Source organism: Janthinobacterium sp. 1_2014MBL_MicDiv (assembly GCF_001865675.1).
Lineage (GTDB): Bacteria > Pseudomonadota > Gammaproteobacteria > Burkholderiales > Burkholderiaceae_D > Janthinobacterium.
Window position 1 is genome coordinate 604,941 of sequence record NZ_CP011319.1, and the last position, 16,328, is coordinate 621,268.

The 16,328-nt window shown below is 64.5% G+C and carries 17 protein-coding genes; 9 read left to right on the forward strand and 8 right to left on the reverse strand.

Going from position 1 to position 16,328, the window contains the following annotated elements; translation table 11 throughout:
- The first annotated feature begins 85 nt into the window (after window positions 1–85).
- Window positions 86–706, forward strand: coding sequence for a hypothetical protein (locus YQ44_RS02605; RefSeq protein ID WP_071322046.1), 621 nt, complete (start codon window positions 86–88; stop codon window positions 704–706).
- A gap of 39 nt (window positions 707–745) precedes the next feature.
- Here the strand turns inward: YQ44_RS02605 and YQ44_RS02610 are convergent, their stop codons facing one another.
- On the reverse strand, window positions 746–2,209 hold the full coding sequence (locus tag YQ44_RS02610; RefSeq protein WP_071322047.1) for a cryptochrome/photolyase family protein: 1,464 nt from the start codon (window positions 2,207–2,209) through the stop codon (window positions 746–748).
- Window positions 2,210–2,636: 427 nt separating this feature from the next.
- On the opposite strand from YQ44_RS02610, the gene YQ44_RS02615 reads away from it, so the two are divergent.
- The 6 genes from YQ44_RS02615 (at window position 2,637) to YQ44_RS02640 (ending at window position 7,557) form a co-directional block, all read left to right on the forward strand.
- Window positions 2,637–3,239: a YqgE/AlgH family protein gene (locus YQ44_RS02615; protein WP_071326215.1), complete on the forward strand. Its 603-nt coding sequence runs from the start codon at window positions 2,637–2,639 to the stop codon at window positions 3,237–3,239.
- A gap of 165 nt (window positions 3,240–3,404) precedes the next feature.
- Complete coding sequence (gene ruvX / locus YQ44_RS02620; protein WP_071326216.1) at window positions 3,405–3,788, forward strand: Holliday junction resolvase RuvX; 384 nt, start codon at window positions 3,405–3,407, stop codon at window positions 3,786–3,788.
- 65 nt (window positions 3,789–3,853) lie between these two features.
- The gene (pyrR, locus tag YQ44_RS02625; RefSeq protein ID WP_071322048.1) at window positions 3,854–4,378 is read left to right on the forward strand and encodes a bifunctional pyr operon transcriptional regulator/uracil phosphoribosyltransferase PyrR; all 525 of its coding nucleotides are present in this window, start codon (window positions 3,854–3,856) and stop codon (window positions 4,376–4,378) included.
- Complete coding sequence (locus YQ44_RS02630; RefSeq protein WP_034746695.1) at window positions 4,371–5,336, forward strand: aspartate carbamoyltransferase catalytic subunit; 966 nt, start codon at window positions 4,371–4,373, stop codon at window positions 5,334–5,336. The genes pyrR and YQ44_RS02630 overlap by 8 nt, the downstream gene beginning before the upstream one ends.
- A 24-nt stretch (window positions 5,337–5,360) precedes the next feature.
- Window positions 5,361–6,662: a dihydroorotase gene (locus tag YQ44_RS02635; RefSeq protein WP_071322049.1), complete on the forward strand. Its 1,302-nt coding sequence runs from the start codon at window positions 5,361–5,363 to the stop codon at window positions 6,660–6,662.
- A gap of 148 nt (window positions 6,663–6,810) precedes the next feature.
- Window positions 6,811–7,557, forward strand: a complete 747-nt coding sequence (locus tag YQ44_RS02640; protein ID WP_071322050.1) for a lysophospholipid acyltransferase family protein — start codon at window positions 6,811–6,813, stop codon at window positions 7,555–7,557.
- Here the strand turns inward: YQ44_RS02640 and YQ44_RS02645 are convergent.
- The 7 genes from YQ44_RS02645 to YQ44_RS02675 form a co-directional block, all read right to left on the reverse strand.
- The gene (locus YQ44_RS02645) at window positions 7,554–8,300 is read right to left on the reverse strand and encodes an ABC transporter permease (protein ID WP_442905890.1); all 747 of its coding nucleotides are present in this window, start codon (window positions 8,298–8,300) and stop codon (window positions 7,554–7,556) included. The genes YQ44_RS02640 and YQ44_RS02645 overlap by 4 nt on opposite strands.
- A gap of 20 nt (window positions 8,301–8,320) precedes the next feature.
- Window positions 8,321–9,565 carry an ABC transporter substrate-binding protein gene (locus tag YQ44_RS02650; protein ID WP_071322051.1) on the reverse strand — a complete coding sequence of 415 codons (1,245 nt, stop codon included), beginning with the start codon at window positions 9,563–9,565 and terminating at the stop codon, window positions 8,321–8,323.
- 17 nt (window positions 9,566–9,582) lie between these two features.
- Window positions 9,583–10,389 (reverse strand): ABC transporter ATP-binding protein, encoded by an 807-nt coding sequence (locus YQ44_RS02655; protein WP_071322052.1) that lies wholly within the window; start codon window positions 10,387–10,389, stop codon window positions 9,583–9,585.
- Complete coding sequence (locus tag YQ44_RS02660) at window positions 10,386–11,471, reverse strand: acyl-CoA dehydrogenase family protein (RefSeq protein WP_071322053.1); 1,086 nt, start codon at window positions 11,469–11,471, stop codon at window positions 10,386–10,388. Before YQ44_RS02660 ends, YQ44_RS02655 begins: the two co-directional genes overlap by 4 nt.
- Before the next feature lies 1 nt (window position 11,472).
- Complete coding sequence (locus YQ44_RS02665) at window positions 11,473–12,027, reverse strand: carboxymuconolactone decarboxylase family protein (RefSeq protein ID WP_071322054.1); 555 nt, start codon at window positions 12,025–12,027, stop codon at window positions 11,473–11,475.
- 118 nt (window positions 12,028–12,145) lie between these two features.
- Window positions 12,146–13,066, reverse strand: a complete 921-nt coding sequence (locus tag YQ44_RS02670) for an AraC family transcriptional regulator (RefSeq protein ID WP_071322055.1) — start codon at window positions 13,064–13,066, stop codon at window positions 12,146–12,148.
- Window positions 13,067–13,153: 87 nt separating this feature from the next.
- Window positions 13,154–13,993, reverse strand: a complete 840-nt coding sequence (locus YQ44_RS02675; RefSeq protein WP_071322056.1) for a symmetrical bis(5'-nucleosyl)-tetraphosphatase — start codon at window positions 13,991–13,993, stop codon at window positions 13,154–13,156.
- Window positions 13,994–14,546: 553 nt separating this feature from the next.
- Between YQ44_RS02675 and YQ44_RS02680 the strand changes: the two genes are divergently transcribed.
- Window positions 14,547–14,855: an H-NS histone family protein gene (locus tag YQ44_RS02680; protein WP_071322057.1), complete on the forward strand. Its 309-nt coding sequence runs from the start codon at window positions 14,547–14,549 to the stop codon at window positions 14,853–14,855.
- An 80-nt stretch (window positions 14,856–14,935) separates the two neighbouring features.
- On the forward strand, window positions 14,936–16,324 hold the full coding sequence (locus YQ44_RS02685; RefSeq protein WP_071322058.1) for a phosphomannomutase/phosphoglucomutase: 1,389 nt from the start codon (window positions 14,936–14,938) through the stop codon (window positions 16,322–16,324).
- Window positions 16,325–16,328 lie beyond the last annotated feature (4 nt).

Sequence of the window (16,328 nt, forward strand, 5' to 3'; positions counted from 1 at the left end):
ATGGGCAGGCAGGCTCACGGCAGGCCCTGCATTCTAAGACACAGCGGCAACCATGACAGGCGTGCAGCGGCACGCCAGGACAACAATGAGCATACACGCCAAACTGAAAAAACTCGAAGACAAGGCCATGCTCAAAGGCGAGCATGCGGTCGCTGCGGCGGCAGCCCATCTGTTGCAAGAGATCGACGCCGTGGACAGGCAAATTAACCTCGTCGGGGCGCTGCACGAAGTGGGCTACCTTCAAAACTCGTTGAAGCCATACTGGAATGAATTCAGGGCCGATGAGCCAGCATGGATAGAGCGCTGCCTGGCAAGGCTGGTCGTTGCCGATCATGATTATTGGGCCCTGGCCTCGCTTCTGGGCTGCGATGGCCCGACCACCGTCGGCCTCGCAAAGGGCAAGGGTTTCAAACCCGCCGCGACGAGGCGGTATGCGCGTTTTGACAAACCCGATGTCCAGGTCGAGACCCTGTATTTGACCGGCATGGGGAAGGTGCTGCATCCCATCCTGGAAATCGGCTATGACAGCAGGAACATGAGCAATGTCGACGTGGGACGGGCGCGGGCGCTGAGTCTGGACAATAAGCCGGACCATACACAATGGCAGCCGGGTGAGCCGCTGGGGGCGGGCGGACTGTCCCTTTCCATGCAGGCGAAACTCCCGCACGGCGCCTGGCGGTCGGTCTGGACGGCGTTCAATCCATGAGCGCTGCGGCGGGCACCGGCCACGCCGCCTTTCGCTGCCTTATTTCACCGCCTTGACGACGCCATAGCGCTCCAGCGTTTCCTTGCGCGCCGCATCGTGCTGTACCAGGGGAAGCGGATAGTCGCGGCCCAGCACGATGTTTTTTTGTTCGAGCAGCATGCGCGGCACCAGCCACGGCGCGTGGATTTCCCTGTCGCCCAGCGCCTTCAGTTGCGGCAGGTAGCGGCGGATGAAGCGTCCGTCCGCATCGAATTTTTCCGATTGCGTGACCGGATTGAAGATGCGGAAATAGGGCTGGGCGTCGCAGCCCGACGATGAGGCCCATTGCCAGCCGCCGTTGTTCGAGGCCAGGTCGAAGTCGTTCAGGTGCAGCGCGAAATACGCTTCGCCGCGGCGCCAGTCGATCCCCAGGTCCTTGATCAGGAAGCAGGCCGTGACCATGCGCAGGCGGTTGTGCATATAGCCTGTCTGGTTCAGCTGCGCCATGGCCGCGTCGACCAGCGGATAGCCGGTGCGCCCATCGCACCATGCCGCAAAGGCGGCGTCGGCCTCGGGTCCCGTTTCCCAGGCGATGGCGTCGTAGGCCGGTTTGAAGGCGCCCGTTTCCACATGCGGGTTCTGGTACAAAATCATGGCGTAGAAGTCACGCCAGATCAGTTCGGCCAGCCACACGGGCGCGCCATCGCCGCCGCCGCCCCGGTCCATCAGGTCGACCACGCTGCGCACCAGGTAGCGCAGCGAGACGGTGCCGAAGCGCAGATGCATCGACAGATAGGACGGCCCCTTCAGGGCGGGATAATCGCGCGCCACGTCATAGCGGGCCACGCGCGGCAGGAAGTCCTCGAACAGTTTGCTGGCGCCCGACATGCCGGTGGGGATGGCCAGTTCGGCCAGGTTGCTGGCCTCGAAACCCAGTTCGGCCAGGGTGGGCAGGGGCAGCGGCGTGCCGGCGCGGGGCGGCGCCAGGCGGGCCGCGTGCGGCTCGATATCGAATGGCGCCAGGCAGCCGGGGTCGGCGCGCATTTTCTTCAGCCAGGCGTTCTTGTACGGCGTGTAGACGGTGTACGGCTTGTCCGACAGCGTCAGTATCTCATCTTTTTCAAAGATCACCTGGTCCTTGAAACTGAACCACAGGCGCGCATCGCGCGTCAGCGCGGCGGCCACGCCGGCGTCGCGGGCGATGGCTTGCGGTTCGTAATCATGGTTGGCGAAGACGGCATCGGCGTGCAATTCGGCCGCCAGGCGCGGGATCGCTTCGGCCGCGTCCGCGTGCAGCACGATCAGGTCGCCACCGAGCTGGCGCAGCTCGGCCGCCAGTTCGGCCACGCTGGCCAGGATGAAGTCGACGCGCCGGTCGCGGCGCGGCAGCGCCGCCAGGATGGCGGTGTCATAGACAAATACGCAATGCACGGCCTGGCTCTGGCGCAGGGCGTGATGCAGTGCAGCATGGTCAAATGCGCGCAAATCGCGGCGGAACCACACCAGGGAAGTCTTGATTGTCATTATTTCGTGTGTTTAGGGTCAAGAATAGGCGATTTTTCGCCGTTCATGCGGCTTTATGGCCGCTCGCGCCATGCCTTTGGCGTCGCTGTAATGGCAATTCAGTGTAAACTACTGGGTATATGCGCCGCGTTTTGCGTGCGACAACGATTTTGCGATCAATTTTACAATTGACGTTGCGAAGGCGGCCAGGCGAGCTTGCAAGCGAGCTGGTTACTGACGCTCCGCACCACGCAAAGCGTAATTTGTAATCGAATTTACAACAATAATAGCGTCCGGCATCCCTGCGGCGCGCGGCCACCGTTCCGCGCCGCAGGGATCGCCAGGCGTACGACAGCAGGGGTAAGCGAGACTTGCCAGCAAGCCCACAGAGAGAGCATCGCGTATGAAGAAGAGTAAAATTGACCAGACTCTACCAGGACATCGATTGATGCAGGGAGTCGGAGAGCCGGCCGCAACCGGTTCTTCCACCCTGAATCTGGCCAACCATTTCCTGATTGCGATGCCGGCGATGCAAGATCCCATCTTTGGCGGTACGGTGGTTTACGTTTGCGAGCACAATGAAAACGGCGTGCTGGGCGTCGTCATCAACAAACCCACCGACATGACGATGGAAGTGCTGTTCGATCGCATCGACCTGAAACTGGCGGCCGGCAGCGACGCGCCCATCATCAACGAACCGATCATGTTTGGCGGCCCCGTGCAGGATGACCGCGGCTTCGTGCTGCATACGCCGGGCGCGCGCTATTCCTCGTCGCTGACGGTGACGGACGAAGTGGCGTTTACCACCTCGATCGACGTGCTCGAAGCCGTCGCCAAGGGCGATGGCCCCGAGCGCATGCTGGTCTCGATCGGCTATTCGGGCTGGAGCCCGGGCCAGCTGGAAGACGAGATCGGCCGCAATGGCTGGCTGACGGTGGGCGCCTCGGCCGATATCCTGTTCGACTTCCCCATCGAAGAACGCTATGTGGCAGCCATCAAGCTGCTGGGCATCGACCCGCTCATGCTGGCGAGTGAGGCTGGCCACGCATGAGGTGGATGGCATAAACCTGCCGCGCAGCCCACTTTCGGGCATCCGTTGCTCGCCGTACCTGCGACCAGCTCCGCTACTCAACCCGACATTGAGCTTGCCCGTTACGGTTTCTGGCACCACCTATGTTGATTTTTATTATGGAAAAATGCTGTGACGAGTGACGCCATCGACACCATCCTTGCCTTCGATTTCGGCCTGAAACGCATCGGCGTGGCCATCGGCAATACCATGATTTGCCAGGCCAAGCCGCTCAGCGTGATCACGGCCACGGCGAATGAGCCGAAGTTTGCCGCCATCGCCAGCCTGATCACGGAGTGGGGCGCCAGCCGCATCGTGGTGGGCCTGCCCAGCCATCCCGATGGCACGGAACACGAGATGAGCGCGCGCTGCCGCCGTTTCGCCAACCAGGTGCATGGCCGCTTCAACCTGCCGGTGGAACTGGTCGACGAACGCTATTCCTCGGCCGTCATCGCCGCCAGGCGCGGTGAAGTGATCGACGACCGCGCCGCCGCCATCATCCTGCAGCAGTATTTCGACGCGCATTGTTGACCTGACCTACCACGTATTTTCCGAACCGAATTCCTGAACCGAATTTCCGAACCATTAAGAGCTCTATGCCGAATCCTACGAATCCTTCCCAACTCGACGCCGAGGCCCTGTATGCGGTCTTGCTGCAACAGGTGCAGAACGGCCTGGCTGGCATCCCCAACGTGGCCATCGTCGGCATCCATTCGGGCGGCGCCTGGCTGGCCGAACGCCTGGCGCGCGACCTGAACCTGCTCGACCGCCTGGGCGTGCTCGACGTCTCGTTCTACCGCGACGACTTCGCCCAAAAAGGCCTGCATGCCGACGTCAAGCCGACGCAGATCAGCTTTGACGTGGCCGGCGCCACCATCCTGCTGGTCGACGACGTGCTTTACACGGGCCGCACCACGCGCGCGGCCATCAACGAATTGTTCGACTATGGCCGTCCGGCGAAGATCATGCTGGCCGCCCTGGTCGACCGTGGCGAGCGCCAGCTGCCGGTGGCCGCCGATTTCGTGGCCGCCTTCACTGCCGTGCCGCCGGGCCAGGCGCTGGTCCTGAAGCAAGCCGACGATGGAAAATTCACGCTCACCATAGATACCCACCATGCTTAATCCGCAACTGAATAAACACGGCGAACTGCAACATCTGCTGACGATCGAAGGCTTGCCGAAGTCTATCGTCAACCACATCCTGGACACCGCTTCCTCGTTCGTCGGCATCTCCGACCGCGACGTGAAGAAGGTGCCGCTGATGCGCGGCAAGAGCGTTTTCAACCTGTTCTTTGAAAACTCCACGCGCACCCGCACCACCTTCGAAATCGCCTCGAAACGATTGTCGGCCGACGTCATCAACCTGAACATCCAGGCATCGTCGGCCAGCAAGGGCGAGTCCCTGCTCGACACCATCGACAACCTGTCGGCCATGCATGCCGACATGTTCGTCGTGCGCCACGCGCAATCGGGCGCGCCCTACCTGATCGCCAAGCACCTGATCGACACCAAGCAGCCGCATGTCCACGTCGTCAACGCCGGCGACGGACGCCACGCGCACCCGACCCAGGGCTTGCTCGACATGTACACGATCCGCCACTACAAGAAGGATTTCACGAACCTGACGGTGGCCATCGTGGGCGATATCCTGCACAGCCGCGTGGCCCGTTCCGATATCCACGCGCTGACCACGCTGGGCGTGCCGGAAGTGCGCGCCATCGGCCCGCACACCCTGCTGCCGGGCGGCCTGGAACAGATGGGCGTGCGCACCTTCACCAACATGGATGAAGGCCTCAAGGGCGTCGACGTGATCATCATGCTGCGCCTGCAAAACGAACGCATGAGCGGCGCGCTGCTGCCGTCGGCGCAGGAATATTTCAAGAGCTACGGCCTGACGCCGGAACGCCTGGCGCTGGCCAAGCCGGACGCCATCGTCATGCATCCGGGCCCGATGAACCGCGGCGTGGAGATCGATTCGGCCGTGGCCGACGGTCCGCAGGCGGTGATCCTGCCGCAGGTGACGTTCGGTATCGCCGTGCGCATGGCGGTGATGAGTATTTTGGCTGGTAATCAGGGCTGATAGCCCAAGGACGAGTAAGCAAGCATGACGACACTACATATCAAGAACGGCCACCTGATCGACCCCGCCAACGGCATCGATGGCGTGCAAGACCTGTTCATCGCCGACGGCAAGGTGCTGGCCGTGGGCAGCGCCCCGGCCGGCTTCGCCGCCGACACCACCTTCGACGCGGCCGGGCTGGTGGTTTCCCCCGGCCTGGTCGACCTGTCGGCCCGCCTGCGCGAGCCTGGCTACGAATACAAGGCGACGCTGGAATCGGAATTGCAGGCGGCGCTGCAAGGCGGCGTGACCAGCCTGGTCTGCCCGCCCGACACCGATCCCGTACTCGACGAGCCGGGCCTGGTGGAGATGCTGAAATACCGCGCCAAGACGCAGAACAAGGCGCACGTGCACCCGCTGGGCGCGCTGACCATGGGATTGAAGGGCAAGTCGCTGACGGAAATGGCGGAACTGACGGAAGCGGGCTGCATCGGCTTTGCGCAGGCGGAAGAGCCGATCGAGGACACCACCGTGCTGCTGCGCGCCATGCAGTATGCGAACACCTTCGGCTACACCGTCTGGCTGCGTCCGCAGGATCCGCACATCGGCCGCGGCGGCATCGCCCACAGCGGCCCGCTGGCTTCGCGCCTGGGCCTGTCCGGCGTGCCCGTGATGTCCGAAACCATCGCGCTGCATACGATTTTCGAGTTGATGCGCGCCAGCCGCGCGCGCGTGCACCTGTGCCGCATCTCGTCGGCGGCGGGCCTGGAGCTGATCCGCGCCGCCAAGGCCGAAGGCTTGCCCGTCACCTGCGACGTGGGCGTGCACCATGTGCACCTGACGGACGCCGATATCGGCTTCTTCGACCCGAATGCGCGCGTCACGCCGCCGTTCCGCAGCCAGCGCGACCGCGATGCGATCCGCGCCGGCCTGCTTGACGGCACGGTCGACGCCATGTGCTCGGACCACACGCCGGTCGACGACGATGAAAAACTGCTGCCGTTCGGCGAAGCCTCGCCGGGCGCCACGGGCCTGGAGCTGCTGCTGTCGCTGGCCTTGAAATGGGCCGACGACTATGCGCTGGCACAGCCGCAGGCCGGTGCGCGTCCGCTGGCGCGCGCCGTGGCCAAGGTCACGTCCGACGCGGCCCGTGTCGCGGGTATCCCGGCCGGCAGCCTGGCCGTGGGCGAAGCGGCGGACATCTGCGTCTTCGACCCAGCCGCGCGCTGGACGGTGTCGTCGGCGTCGCTGGCCAGCCAGGGCAAGCACACGCCTTTCCTCGGCTATGAGCTGAGCGGCATCGTCAAGGCGACCATCGTTGCCGGACAGGTGGCGTTTCAGCGCTAATTATTTGTATCGGGGCCGTAGGTCGGATGAGCGGCACGCGTAATCCGACAAGTCCATGGCGGCTCCTTGTCGGCTTGCGCCGCGCCTCACCGGCGCAGCCAGGCCGACCTACGTGGCTGTATGGATTTGCTTCCAACCTTGGTGTGATTTGAAACTTCTGCTTACCTACCGCCTCGCGCGCATCGCCATTCACCTGAGCTGCGGCATGGCCAAGAGCGCCGTGCTGTTTCCCTGGCTGGACCTGGAGGGGCGCAACCGGCGCATCCGCCGCTGGTCGACGCAGCTGCTCGATATCTGCGGCGTGCATGTGGCGCAGCCGGCGGCCAGCCTGCCGGCGCTCGACCACGCGATGGTGGTGGCGAACCACGTTTCGTGGCTCGACATCTTCGTCATCAACGCCGTCCATCCCTGCCGTTTCGTCGCCAAGGCGGAGATCCGCGCCTGGCCCATCCTGGGCTGGCTGGCGGGGCGTGCCGGCACGATCTTCATCTCGCGCGGCAGCAAGCGCGACCTGCGGTTGATCTTCCAGGGCCTGGTCGACAAGCTGCAGGCGGGCGAGCGCATCGCGTTCTTCCCCGAAGGCACCACCGCCGCGCAAGGGCAGATCCTGCCGTTCCACGCCAACCTGTTCGAGGCGGCCATCGACGCGCAGGTGCCGGTGCAGCCGTTCGCGCTCGTGTATGTGGATGACAAGGGCGCGCTGCACCATGCCGTCGACTTCATCGGCGACATGAGCTTTGCGCAAAGCATGGTGGCGATCCTGAGCGGTCCGCCGATCACGGCGCGCCTGACCTGTCTGGCGCCGGTGGCGACCCTGGACGCGCACCGGCGCGAACTGGCGGCGGCAACGCAGGCGGCGGTGGCCGCCGCGCTGCCGCTGGACGAGGCGGCTTAATTCTTCACATGCAGCCAGCGCGCATGGGCGGCGCGGGCCAGGTAATCGAGGATGAAGCCTAGAATCCCGATCAGCACGATGGCGGCCATCAGCTCCGAGTACGCGAGGCGGTCGCGCGTATCGAGGATGAAGTAGCCGAGGCCGGCCGAGACGCCCAGCATTTCCGCCGGCACCAGCACGATCCAGATGATGCCGATGGCCAGGCGCACGCCCGTCAGGATGTCGGCCGTGATGCCCGGCAAAATCACCTTGAAGACGATCTCGCTGCGCGTGGCCGACAGGCTGCGCGCCAGCAGCAGCCAGTTCGGATCGAGCCGCGCCACGCCGGCCGCCGTATTGAGCAGAATCGGCCAGACAGCGGCAAACGCCAGCAGGAAGTACACGGGCGCGTCGCCCACCCCCAGCACCATCACGGCGATCGGCATCCACGACAGCGGCGAAATCATGCGCAGCAGCTGGAACAGCGGCATGGCCGCGCCGGAAAAGCTCTTCGACATGGCCACCAGCACGCCCAGCGGCACGCCGATGACAATCGCCAGTCCCAGTCCCACGGCCACCCGTTGCAGGCTCAGTACCACGTGCAGCCAGATATCCGGGCCGCCCAGCATGTCCTTGAACGCCAGCGCCGTCGGCAGCGGCGCAAACGCGGTGGCGATCGGCGTGGATTTCTCCAGCGCCGTCACGCCCAACGACCATAACAGCAAGGCACAGGCCAGCCCCACCAGGGGCAGGCCGAATTTCATCAACAACCTGCTCGTCATCGTCAGACCGCCACGGTTTCGCTGCGCAGCAGGTTGGCCGGCAAGCCGAAGGCGGCGGGGCCGCCGACAGCCGTGATGGCCTTGCGCACGAAGCGGTCATCGACCAGGTCGCGTGCGGCGAACTTCGGATCGAGGTTGGCCAGGAAGCGGGTATCGCCTTCCACCTTGGTGCGGCCGATGGCGCGCACCAGTTCTTCCGTGTACGAGGCAAACGGATACGGCTGGAAGTCGATGCGGCGCTGCTGCCAGTTCTTGTGCACGATCAGGCCCTGTTTTTCGTAGCCGGCGTAGTCGGTGGTGGCCAGCACCTTGGTCAGCACCTGCAGCGGATGCGGCGTGTAGCGGTGCTCGCCCACGTTCGACAGCAGCTTGGCCGTGTCGACCTGGTTCGAGCGCGTCCACAGCTGCGCCTTGACGATGGCGTTGGTGACCTTTTGCGCCCATTCCGGACGCGTATTGATGTCGCGCTCGGAGAGGAAGGTGACGCAGCATGCATGGTTCTTCCACACGTCGCCCGAGAAGCGCAGGATCTTGCCGATGCCGGCGTTTTCCGCCGCCGCGTTGAACGGCTCGGCGACGATATAGCCGGCGATCGACTTGCTGGCCAGCGCCGAGACCATTTCGGCCGGCGCCAGCACGATCAGGTTCACTTCGTTCGGCTTGATGGCGGCGTTGCGCGCGCGCGTGACCGGGGTCAGGCCGTTGGCGCTCAAAATCTGCTGCAGCAGGATGTTGTGGATCGAGTACCAGAACGGGATGGCGACCGTGCGCCCGCCCAGGTCGGACACCTTGTTGATCTCGTTGGCCACCGTCAGCGCTGAACCGTTGACGTGGTTCCAGGCGACGACTTTCGCGGGGAACTTGGCGCCATAGCGCACCCACAGGGTGGCCGGCGACAGCAGGTGGATCACGTTGACCTGACCGGCCACGAAGGCTTCGATGATCTGTGCCCAGCTGCGGAACAGGCGCGGCGTTTCCGCCTGCAAGCCCTCGGCCTCGAACAGCTTGCGCGCGTGGGCGACGAGCAGCGGCGTGGCGTCGGTGATCGGCAGGTAGCCGATTTTCACGGGCTGGTCGTCGCCTTTCGGGCCTTGCTGGGCCATGGCGTCGCCGGCGAACAGCAGCGGCGAGGCGACGCTGGCTGTGGCCAGCGCCGACATGCGCAGGAAGTCGCGCCGCGTCAGGCCGCAGTCGCAGTCGGAAGAGGCGCAGATGTGCAGCGGTTTGTTATTTTCCTGGAAGGACATGGGAGTGCTCCGATTGGTTATAGGGGGGCGAAGGCTGGCTGCTGGTCCTGTCGTTGCAGGGTTTGCAGGGCGTCGAGGATATCCATCTTGAGGGCGATGACGTCGGCGCTGTGGCCTATGCGCGGCTGGTCGATGGCGACGGGCCATTCGCGCACGATGTTGCCTGGCTTGCCACCCATCAGCAGGATGCGGTCGGCCACGAGGATCGCTTCGTCGATATCGTGGGTGACGAGCAGCACGGCCGTATGCCAGCGGTGCACCACGTCGACCAGCAGCGATTGCATCTCGGCGCGCGTGATGGCGTCGAGCGCGGAAAACGGTTCGTCGGCAAACAGCAATTCCGGCTCGCGCGCCAGCGCGCGCGCCAGCGCCACGCGCTGCGCCATGCCGCCCGACAGCGCGGAGGGGTACAGTTTTTCGCGGCCCTTCAAGCCCACCGCGTCGATGGCTTGCGCCACGCGCGCCTGGTGCGCCTCGCGCGTCAGCTGCGGCTGGTGCTTGAAGTCCAGGCCGAAGCCGGCGTTGCCCGTGACGTTCAGCCAGGGCAAGAGGCTCGCTTGCTGGAAGACGAGGGCGCTGCGCGGGTCCGGCTCGCGCATGGGCGCGCCGAGGAACTGGATCTCGCCCGTCGATGGCGGCTGCAGGCCGGCCAGCACGCGCAACAGGCTCGATTTGCCGCAGCCGCTGCCACCGAGCAGGCAGACGATTTCACGCTTGCGCACGCCCAGCGCGACGTGCCGGAACACGGGCGCGCTTCCCGGATAGGCAAAGCTCAGGTCCTGCGCCTGCAGCGCCCAGTCCTGCGGTTCCGCTGCTGCCGTCATGCCTGCGCTCCCGCCGCCTTCGCGGCCTGCTGGCTGTCGAACAGCTGCAAGGCCGCCTGCAATTGCGTCAGGCTCGGGGTGACGATGGGGATGAACGAGGATTCGCGCCAGCGGCGGGCAAAGCCCTGCTGTTCGGCGTTCAGGTAGGCGCGCCCGCCCATCGCCTGCAGTTCCAGCATCAGCGCCTGTTGCAGCAGTTCTGCCAGCTGTATGCGCAGGCGGAACATGGCCGGCGCCTGCGTCTTGAAGCGGCCATCGTGCACGCCGGCCAGCAAGGTGTCGACGGCCGTCGACAGTGTCGATTGCAGCGCCTCGATGCGCGGCGTGAGCTGGTTGCGCGAGCCGGCGGAAATTTGCGCCGCCTGCGCCAGGCTGGCGCGCGCCAGTCCGATCGACAGGCCGCACTGCATGCCGAGGAATGATGGGCGCACCTGCGGCAGCCAGGCCGGCGCGTTGTCGCTGATGATGTCAGCGGCGGGAATGTGCACCTGCGCCAGCTTGACGGATGCCGTATTGCTGCCGCGCAGGGCGATCAGGTCCAGGTCATCGCTGCGCTGCACGCCCGGCTCGCTGCTGTCGAACGCGACGATGACGGGGGGCGCGCCATCATTCGGCGCCACGGCGGCGGCGGCGACAAAGCCCGCCTTGCGCAAGTTCGTCACCCAGGCCAGGCCGCCATCGATCAGCAAGCCATCCTGGTGACGCGCGCCCGTGATTTGCAGCTGTTCGATGCCGGACAAGAATTTCATGGCGTTCGACAGGCCGCTGGCGCCCGCCTGCGTGCCTGCCAGCAGGGCCGGCAAACGCCGCTCGGCCAGCGCGCGGTTCCCGCTTTGCAGCAGGAATTCGATGAAGCAGCGCTGGCCCCAGAAGACAAAGGCCGCCGTCACCGATTGCTCGGCCACCTTGGCGATGGCGTCGATGGCATCGCGCACGTCGCCGCCCGCACCGCCATGTTCCTGCGGCACGCCGATGGCCAGCAGCTTGTCGCCGGCCAGCGCCGGCAGGACGGTTTCAGCCAGCTGCGACGATTGGTCGAGCTGGTCGGCATGCATGTGCAGCCAGTGAGTGAGGTTCGCCATCTCAGACGGCGCCGGGCAGGTAGGGCGTCAACTGCGGATTGACGGGCGTGCCGGCCAGGCTGTTGGAGAAATTGCACAGGGTGGCCAGGCTGATGCCCAGCACCACTTCCAGTGCCTGCTGTTCGTTGTAGCCGGCCGCCAGGAAGGCTTGATACTCGCTGTCGGCGACGGCGCCGCGCGTGGCGATGACGGCCGTGGCGAAGGCGGCGACGGCGTCCAGTTGCGCGTCGCCCGTTGGCTTGCCGTGCTGCAGGGCGCGCACGATATCGGGTGTCTGGCCGGCTTTTTTCAGCGAGATGGCGCTATGGCCGGCGATGCAGAAGTCGCAGCCGTGGATGCGCGCGGCCGTGATCTGCACCACCTCGCGCTCCATCAGGCTCAGGCTGGCGCGCGCATTGATGCCGGAGACGGTCAGATAGGTTTCCAGTGCCAGCGGGGCATTGGCCAGCACGCCGATCAGGTTGGGCAGGAAGCCATTGTTGGCGATGGCCTTTTCCACGAACGGGCGGCTGTCGGCCGGGGCGGTGTCGAGGGTGTGCAGCGTCAGACGGGACATGGGGTACCTTGCTAAGTTAGTAAGTCACCCAGGCATTATATCGGCCATATCGTGCGTGCAACAGACGTGAGCGTCGCCCTTTTGTGCTCGTTCGTCTGCGATTTCCCGATCCTTGATCTCAGCTGGCCAGCTGGCGCAAGCGCTGGTCGCGCCGGTACGCGCCTGGCTGTTCGCCCGTGACCCGCTTGAAGGCGCGCGTAAACGCGGCGTGCGAACGGTAGCCCACCAGTTCGGCCGCGCGCTCGACGGATGCGCCATCGTGCAGCCGGCGCGCGGCGATCTTCATGCGCAGCATGAGCAAAAACTGGGCTGGCGAGTGGCCGCTGGCGCTGGCGAAATGCTTGCAGAAGCTGGCGCGCGACATGCAGGCCGCCTTGGCCATGTTCTCGATCGACCAGTCGTCGGCGGGCGCATCGAGCATGCGTTCGAGCAGCGGCGAGAACTCGGGCCGGTACAACAGCGACAGCAGGCCGGCCGCCACGTGCTCGCCCTGTGCCACATGGCGTATCAGGTAAAAGAACAGCAGTTCGACCAGGCGGGCGATCAGCGGCGACGGCTGCTCAGGATCGCCGCCCGCTTCGCCGAGGATCAGGTCGAACAGCGAGGCGGCGGCGCTGAAGGCGGGGGCGTCGCCGCGTATCAGCAGGTAGGGCGGGAACGAGTCGACGATCAGTTTTGATGCCACGCCGCGGAACTGGAAGAAGCCGCAGGCGAGCGAGGTTGCCAGGCCGTTGGTGGGCGCCTGTAGCGGCAGCATCGCCTGCGCGCTGACGGCCTGCAGCGGATCGCTGTGGGGACTGAGGAAGTGCGGCAGGTCGCGCAACAGGAAGACGCCGTCGCGCGGGCCGAGGGCAATCGGCGCGGCGCCATCGAAATGCAGGTAGCAGTGGCCATCGAGGACCAGGTGGAAGCTGCCCAGCTCCCGGCCGGCCGTGGAGGCGCGCCAGCGGCCGCAATACTGGCCCACGTGCAGTACGGCGGTGTCGAGCTCCAGGCTGCCAAGCAGCCAGCGTGCCAGCCTGTCGGTATCAGGATTCATCTGCGTGGAGGGGCAAAAATACCATCATACGATGGACGCGACGCGGTACCAACGACACATTTTGACTAAGCATATGCGGCCGCTGATTTACTGCTTGCCACTGTGTTGCTGAAACGCGGGACAGGCCACCTGCAGCAGCGAACGGTCTTCCAGGCACACGGCGGAGAGTTTTCCACCCCAGACGCAGCCGCTATCGAGGCCGATCAGGTGGGGCCGCAATTGCAGTCCCAGCGCCGACCAGTGGCCGAAGACCACCGTGTCGCCGGCGCTGCGCCGGCCCGGCACGTCGAACCACGGCAGCAGGCCTGAACCGGGCGGCGCACTGCCGCTTTCCTTCATCTTGAAATCCATCACGCCGTCCGGCGTGCAAAAACGCAGCCGCGTCATGGCATTGACGATGCAGCGCAGGCGGTCGGCACCCTGCAAGTCGTCGCGCCAGGCGGCCGGCTCGTTGCCGTACATCGTGCGCAGGAAACCGGCCCAGTCATCGCTGCGCAGCATGGCCGACACTTCGCCGCTCAAGGCCAGCGCCTGCTGCGCGCTCCATTGCGGCAGCAAGCCCGCATGCACGAGCAGATGGCCGTCATGCGCCAGCGCCAGGGGGCGGCAACGCAGCCAGGCGATCAATTCCTCGCGGTCGGGTGCATCGAGGATTTCGGCCAGCGTGTCGGACGCGTGCTGTGGACGGATGCCGTTGGCCACGGCCAGCAGGTGCAGGTCATGGTTGCCCAGCACGCTGTCGGCCAGGCCTTGCCGCGCCAGCGCATGGACATGGCGCAAGGTGGCCAGCGAGGCGGGGCCGCGGTTGATCAGGTCGCCCGCAAACAGGAGGCGGTAAGGGCCATCGGCTGCCGCCTGGATCTGTTCGATCAATTCGACAGTCTGTGCATGGCAGCCTTGCAGATCGCCGATAAAATAGGTTTTCATGTGTGCTGGAGATGGTGGATGGCTGGACGATCTCATTATTACATGCATGATGCCTGAAACCGGCTGCTTTGATGGCGACAGGGCGGATGGCGCGCCCGCCATGCAGGGAAGGGCGGCAGCATCGCCGATTATCGCGGCTGGCCATTTCCGTTTTATTCTGCCGCCGCCGCTATCGGAACACCGCGCGTGATACCGAGAATAAAACGCTGCCGAAGGCGATTGCGTTATGCATGCCGTGCTGCCAGCATGGCAAATAGATCGCTGCTGAATAATATGCGCCGGCATGCTGCGGATTGGCTGGCTTGCACGCCGCCTTTCTTATAAGAAAGCGATGCGCGCTGTTTTGAGAAAAGCGAATCCCGCCATGTTTATTGATTATCCATTTCGCCCTGCCGTCATATTCTTCATTTAATCTTAATGTTGGCCATGTAAATAAAATTCCGAATGCAAAGCTATGGCTGGTGATTATTCAGGCGGCACGCAGATATTTTTACAATGTAGTATATTTCATGGGATTTTATTATTACTCAGATTAACGTAAAGGATGTAAGTGATGGATCTGTCAACGATGACGATGCTGGAATTGCGTAAACTGGACGATGGCGTCAAGCAGGAATTGCAGGGCCGCGAACGTGACGATTTGAACAAGGCGCGCGAACAGATCATGGCGATTGCGCAGCAGGCAGGCATTCCACTGAAGCAATTGATACTCGACGGCCTGCATCCGCGCACGGGCAAGGTCGCGGTGCGCTATCGCCATCCGGACAATGCGGCCGAGCAGTGGACAGGCCGTGGCCGCCAGCCGTTGTGGGTCAGGCAGTGGGTGGAATCGGGCAAGTCCATCGATCTGCTGCGCGTATAATCCGGTATACTTTTGGCGCAGTTGCAAGCGTATGCCTGCCATGCACCATACCTTGGGCCCAACTTCATACCGACCAAACCATGCTTCCACTGTCAAGAACGATCTTCAAAGCCTACGATATTCGCGGCATCATCGCTCAAACCCTCGATGCCGGCGTAGCCCACAAGATTGGACAGGCGTTTGGCGCGGCGGCCCTGGAAAAGGGAGAAAAGCGGGTAGTGATCGGCCGCGATGGCCGGCTGTCCGGCCCCGAATTGACGGCGGCACTGGCGCAGGGCCTGCAGGCCGCAGGCGTCGACGTGATCGACCTGGGCGTGGTGGCCACGCCGATGGTGTACTTCGGCACCAATGTGCTCGATACGCGCTCCGGCATCATGGTCACGGGCAGCCACAATCCGCCCAACTACAACGGTTTCAAGATGGTGCTGGACGGCGAAGCGATACACGGCGAGGCGATCCAGGCACTGTACCACCGCATCGTGGCGCAGGACGTCGGCACCACTGACATTGCCCGTTTGGGCAGCTACGCCACGCACGACATCCGCGCCGCCTACCTGGAGCGCATCCTCGGCGACGTGAAGCTGGCGCGCCCGATCAAGATCGCCGTCGATTGCGGCAATGGCGTCGCTGGCGCGTTCGCGGGCGATCTGTTCCGTGGCCTGGGCTGCGATGTCATCGAGCTGTTCTGCGACGTCGATGGCAGTTTCCCCAATCACCACCCCGATCCGGCGCATCCGGAAAACCTGCAGGACCTGATCCGCTGCCTGGCCGGGACGGATGCCGAAATCGGCATCGCCTTCGACGGCGACGGCGACCGCCTGGGCGTGGTCACCAAGGATGGCCAGATCATCTACCCTGACCGCCAGATGATGCTGTTTGCGGCCGACGTGCTGAGCCGCCATCCAGGCGCGCAAATCCTGTATGACGTGAAATGCACGCGCCACCTGGCGCCGTGGATCAGCAAGCATGGCGGCGTGCCGTTGATGTGCAAGACGGGCCACTCGCTGGTGAAAGCCGAGCTGCGCGCGACGGGGGCGCCGCTGGGCGGCGAAATGAGCGGCCATATCTTCTTCAAGGACCGCTGGTATGGCTTCGACGACGGCCTGTATGCGGCTGCGCGCCTGCTGGAAATCCTCACGCGCGAGGCCGATCCTTCCGCTTTGCTGAATAGCCTGCCGCAGTCCGACAGCACGCCTGAATTGCAGCTGGAACTGAAGGAGGGCGAAAACGTCGCGCTGATGGACGTGCTGCGCCGCGACGCCCTCTTCCCCGGCAATGAACGGATCATCACCATCGATGGCTTGCGCGTGGAGTACGCCGACGGTTTCGGCCTGGCCCGCTCGTCGAACACCACGCCGGTGATCGTCATGCGCTTCGAGGCGGAAACGCCGGCAGCCCTGGCGCGCATACAGGATCAGTTCAAGCGCGTGATCCTCGCTGCCAAGCCTGACGCTGTCCTGCCGTTCTGACGCC

Bases quoted from the DNA above. Each gene is read 5' to 3' on its own strand.
- YQ44_RS02610 (WP_071322047.1), bottom strand. From the start codon at position 2,209: ATGACAATCAAGACTTCCCTGGTGTGGTTCCGCCGCGATTTGCGCGCA.
- YQ44_RS02675 (WP_071322056.1), bottom strand. From the start codon at position 13,993: ATGAAAACCTATTTTATCGGCGATCTGCAAGGCTGCCATGCACAGACT.
- YQ44_RS02615 (WP_071326215.1), top strand. From the start codon at position 2,637: ATGCAGGGAGTCGGAGAGCCGGCCGCAACCGGTTCTTCCACCCTGAAT.
- YQ44_RS02665 (WP_071322054.1), bottom strand. From the start codon at position 12,027: ATGTCCCGTCTGACGCTGCACACCCTCGACACCGCCCCGGCCGACAGC.
- YQ44_RS02635 (WP_071322049.1), top strand. From the start codon at position 5,361: ATGACGACACTACATATCAAGAACGGCCACCTGATCGACCCCGCCAAC.
- YQ44_RS02605 (WP_071322046.1), top strand. From the start codon at position 86: ATGAGCATACACGCCAAACTGAAAAAACTCGAAGACAAGGCCATGCTC.
- YQ44_RS02680 (WP_071322057.1), top strand. From the start codon at position 14,547: ATGGATCTGTCAACGATGACGATGCTGGAATTGCGTAAACTGGACGAT.
- YQ44_RS02645 (WP_442905890.1), bottom strand. From the start codon at position 8,300: ATGAAATTCGGCCTGCCCCTGGTGGGGCTGGCCTGTGCCTTGCTGTTA.
- YQ44_RS02660 (WP_071322053.1), bottom strand. From the start codon at position 11,471: ATGGCGAACCTCACTCACTGGCTGCACATGCATGCCGACCAGCTCGAC.
- pyrR (WP_071322048.1), top strand. From the start codon at position 3,854: ATGCCGAATCCTACGAATCCTTCCCAACTCGACGCCGAGGCCCTGTAT.
- YQ44_RS02630 (WP_034746695.1), top strand. From the start codon at position 4,371: ATGCTTAATCCGCAACTGAATAAACACGGCGAACTGCAACATCTGCTG.
- YQ44_RS02685 (WP_071322058.1), top strand. From the start codon at position 14,936: ATGCTTCCACTGTCAAGAACGATCTTCAAAGCCTACGATATTCGCGGC.
- YQ44_RS02650 (WP_071322051.1), bottom strand. From the start codon at position 9,565: ATGTCCTTCCAGGAAAATAACAAACCGCTGCACATCTGCGCCTCTTCC.
- YQ44_RS02670 (WP_071322055.1), bottom strand. From the start codon at position 13,066: ATGAATCCTGATACCGACAGGCTGGCACGCTGGCTGCTTGGCAGCCTG.
- YQ44_RS02655 (WP_071322052.1), bottom strand. From the start codon at position 10,389: ATGACGGCAGCAGCGGAACCGCAGGACTGGGCGCTGCAGGCGCAGGAC.